Raw genomic sequence first — 3089 nt, forward strand, 5'->3', positions numbered from 1 at the left:
CGGCCATCCGCTCCATGTTCTTGCGCCGTGCCTGCATCAGACCACTCAGATACTGCTTGGCCTGGTAATGCACCAGACGCGTACGCAACTGAAACGGCGCCGCGTAGCGATCACAAAAAGACACAAAACGTTGAGTCACCGCTTCCAAAGGGCTCGTAACATCTTGAATCCTCTTAAAGGGAGGTTGGTTCGGTGAGTTCGGCGAAGCTCAGACACAGCTGTTCGGGTTCGTCCGGAGCATGCATGGCGAGATCGGCTTTAGATCTGCCGCCGCAACACGATGGTCCGATGGTCGCGCTCCGCACACCAATTGCCGTCAGCTGCCGCCGCCCAACCTTTGATCGCCAAACGCAATCACTTGGTCCGCCAGCCGCCGGCGCAGCCGCGCCGGTGGTTGCTGTTCCAGTGGCAGGGCACGAACTTCCGACACCAAGGCGCTGGACTCGGGGTCCTTGGTGCGCCGGGCGTGCTGCTCCAGGACCCGCAGGGTCTCCCCGATCTCTCGCGCGGCAAGGCGCTGGGCCTGGCACTCCAGCAGCCGCAGCAGACGTTCGGCCTCCGCAAGTTGCGCCGCCTCCGCACCCCGCTGCCAGTGGGTCTCGTCGGGCGGGTGGACCAGGCCCTCGACCCGCACATAGAGGTCCGGGCAGTAGCCCTGGAGAAAGAGGCCATTGAATCGGCGCAGCCGCTCGCGCAGGGCCTCGCGGAGCTCGCGCAGGCGCCGCGCGGCGGACTCGATGCGCCGCTGGACGTGTTCGGCATTCTCAATCCACTCGCGCAGCACCGCGATGCGCTCCAGCGCATCGGCCAGGTCGTCTGGCCGCCACTGCTGAAACTGCCGCAGCAGGGACTCGCGGTCGCCGCGATCGTTATGGCCAAGCCGCTCCGGCGGGATCGCGGCCAAGACCTCCTGCAACTGCGCCGCGCGCCCCGTCAGGGCCTGCTCCTGCGTGACGAGCAAGGCATCCACACCGGCGAGCCGGGCGCGGACCAGCCCCAGTTGATCGGCGATCCCGCTCAGGTCGCCGGCCGCCGCCGGGCGCAGCGGCGCCAGGGCCAGGCCGCCCGCGCGGATGGACTGCGGGGTGAGCAGCGCCGACACCTGGGCGAGGCGGCGGTTGCCCGCCGCGATCGACTCCCCGCAGACCTGGGCGAACTGGGCCTCGGCCGCGGCCAACCCGCGCTGCTGCGCGGCCAGTTGCAGCCGGATCTCTTCGAGACTGGGCTCACGCGCAGCAGGCGTCTCACGCCAAGACGCCAAAGCGCCGAGGCTATCCGGTCCCTTATCGGCCGCGGGAGAGTCATCCGGCGGTTGATCGAGAGAGAGTGAGGACGGCGTTGTCCCGCTGGGCGTCTTGGCGTCTTGACGTGAGCCATTCGGGGATTGCAGCTGATCCAGCAGACCCGCCAGGTCCGGCAGGGTGATGGCGAGCCCCTGGGTGCGCTCCACCAACCAGCGCGCCCGCCCCTGCAAGGCCAACCGCGCCTCATCGAGCCCTGCATGGTCCTGACGGATCGCCACCTCCAGCCCCTCAAGATCGGCGCGCAGGGCGCGTACCTGCTCCAGCGCCTTGAGCAAGGCCAGGGCCTCGCCCTCCTCCCCGGCACGCGTGAGGGTGTCGAGCTGATCACGCATCCGGGCGAGTTGGACATCTTTTTCATCCAGGCGCGGGATAGCCGTAAGGGCCGCGAGCCGCTGCCGACACTGCGTGAGGACTGAGCTCAAGGTCGCCAGCAGGGCATTCTCGGAGCGCTTCACGCGGTTGCCGAAGGCGGCGTTGGCGTCCCGCAGTTGCTCGCACCAGTCCTCGTGGTCGCGTGGATTGTCCGGGGTGTCGGCCCGCAGGTCGCGCACTAATTCATCCAACCCCGGGTCGGGCCCCACCAGTTGCGCGAACAGGACACAGCGCGTCTCCAAGTCCGCGATCCCGTCGCAACGCACGGCGGCGGCCCGATCCATCAAACCCTGCTCCAGGACACGAGCCTGTTCGAACAGTTCTTCGAAGGTGCGGTCGTCCTCCCCGGGCCAGTCCTTGCGCCTGGCCTTGAAACGTTCCGCCAGGGCCGCGCAGTCGTCGCCGTCCTCACCGAGCGCCCGCGCCCAGCGCGGCAGGGCCTTGATGATCTTCTCGGTCTCGGTGATCTCGCGCGGCTGCGCACGGTGCGCCAATTGGTCCAGCGGGTCCACCAGGGCCTTGAACTCGGCGGCCCACTGCGGCGTCGGTCCGGTCCGGCACAGGCGCTCACCCAGCTCCGGCAGGGCCGCCTCCAAGGCCGCCGTGCGGGTGGACGCGCGGATGGTGTTGAGCACCGCCTCGGCGCTGAGCCAGAGCTCCAGGGCCTCGGTGAGACGGATGCTCGCGGTCCGGGCGGTATCGCAGCGACGCTCATCGACCATCAGGTCGTCGTCGGTCTTCACTTGTCGGCCCAGGCGGCGTGCCTCCAGCCCCAGGTGTTGGAGCAGCGCAGGGATGGCGGCCGGGTCGTGCAGGGCCGGGGCCGCGATCCGCTCCAATGCCTGCGTGGCCTTGCTGATCTGTTGCTCGATCTGGTCGATCCCGGCGAACAGCTCATGTAGGGCCAGGCTGCGGGCCACCAGCGCGTCCACCCGCGGGCGGAGCCGCGGACCGCTCTGACCCAGACCCAGGACCCAGCGCCAGGAGAGCGCTGTCTGCACCTCGGCCAGCAGGGCCGCACGCTCCCGCGCAAACGACTCGGCACGGGCCGGCACCGCCTCGCCGCAGGCCAGCAGGCGGTCACGCAGATCGATCAACAGGGTACGGTTACTGGCCATTACGCCGGGTCACGCACAAACTCCATGTCATCCGCCCCATACAGTGGAGACCGCCGCATGAACTCCACCAATGACTCACGCGGTTTGGTCAGCCGGTCGAACTCCACCCGCGACAGGATCACCACCGCGGGCTCACCGCGTAAGGTGATCTCCTGCGGCTCTTGCTCGCACGCCAGCCGTACCACCTCGCTGAAACGGGCCTTGGCATCTTGTAACGCCCATTGACGCATAGAAAACGCTCCTCTGGCATTCAATTCCTGTTCATGTTGCATACTGACCCCAACGGGGTCGAACA

Annotated in this window: 2 protein-coding genes; both read right to left on the minus strand. The window is 68.0% G+C overall.

The genetic code is table 11. From position 1 onward, the window contains the following. Nucleotides 1-316 precede the first annotated feature (316 nt). Nucleotides 317-2794: a hypothetical protein gene (locus QZY44_RS17300; RefSeq protein ID WP_295448913.1), complete on the minus strand. Its 2478-nt coding sequence runs from the start codon at nt 2792-2794 to the stop codon at nt 317-319. Then, nucleotides 2794-3089: type II toxin-antitoxin system Phd/YefM family antitoxin (locus QZY44_RS17305; RefSeq protein ID WP_365304705.1), on the minus strand; the 296-nt coding region annotated here is incomplete at its 5' end. The genes QZY44_RS17300 and QZY44_RS17305, both read right to left, overlap by 1 nt.

Origin of the sequence: uncultured Thiodictyon sp., assembly GCA_903837595.1 — a bacterium.
GTDB lineage: Bacteria > Pseudomonadota > Gammaproteobacteria > Chromatiales > Chromatiaceae > Thiodictyon.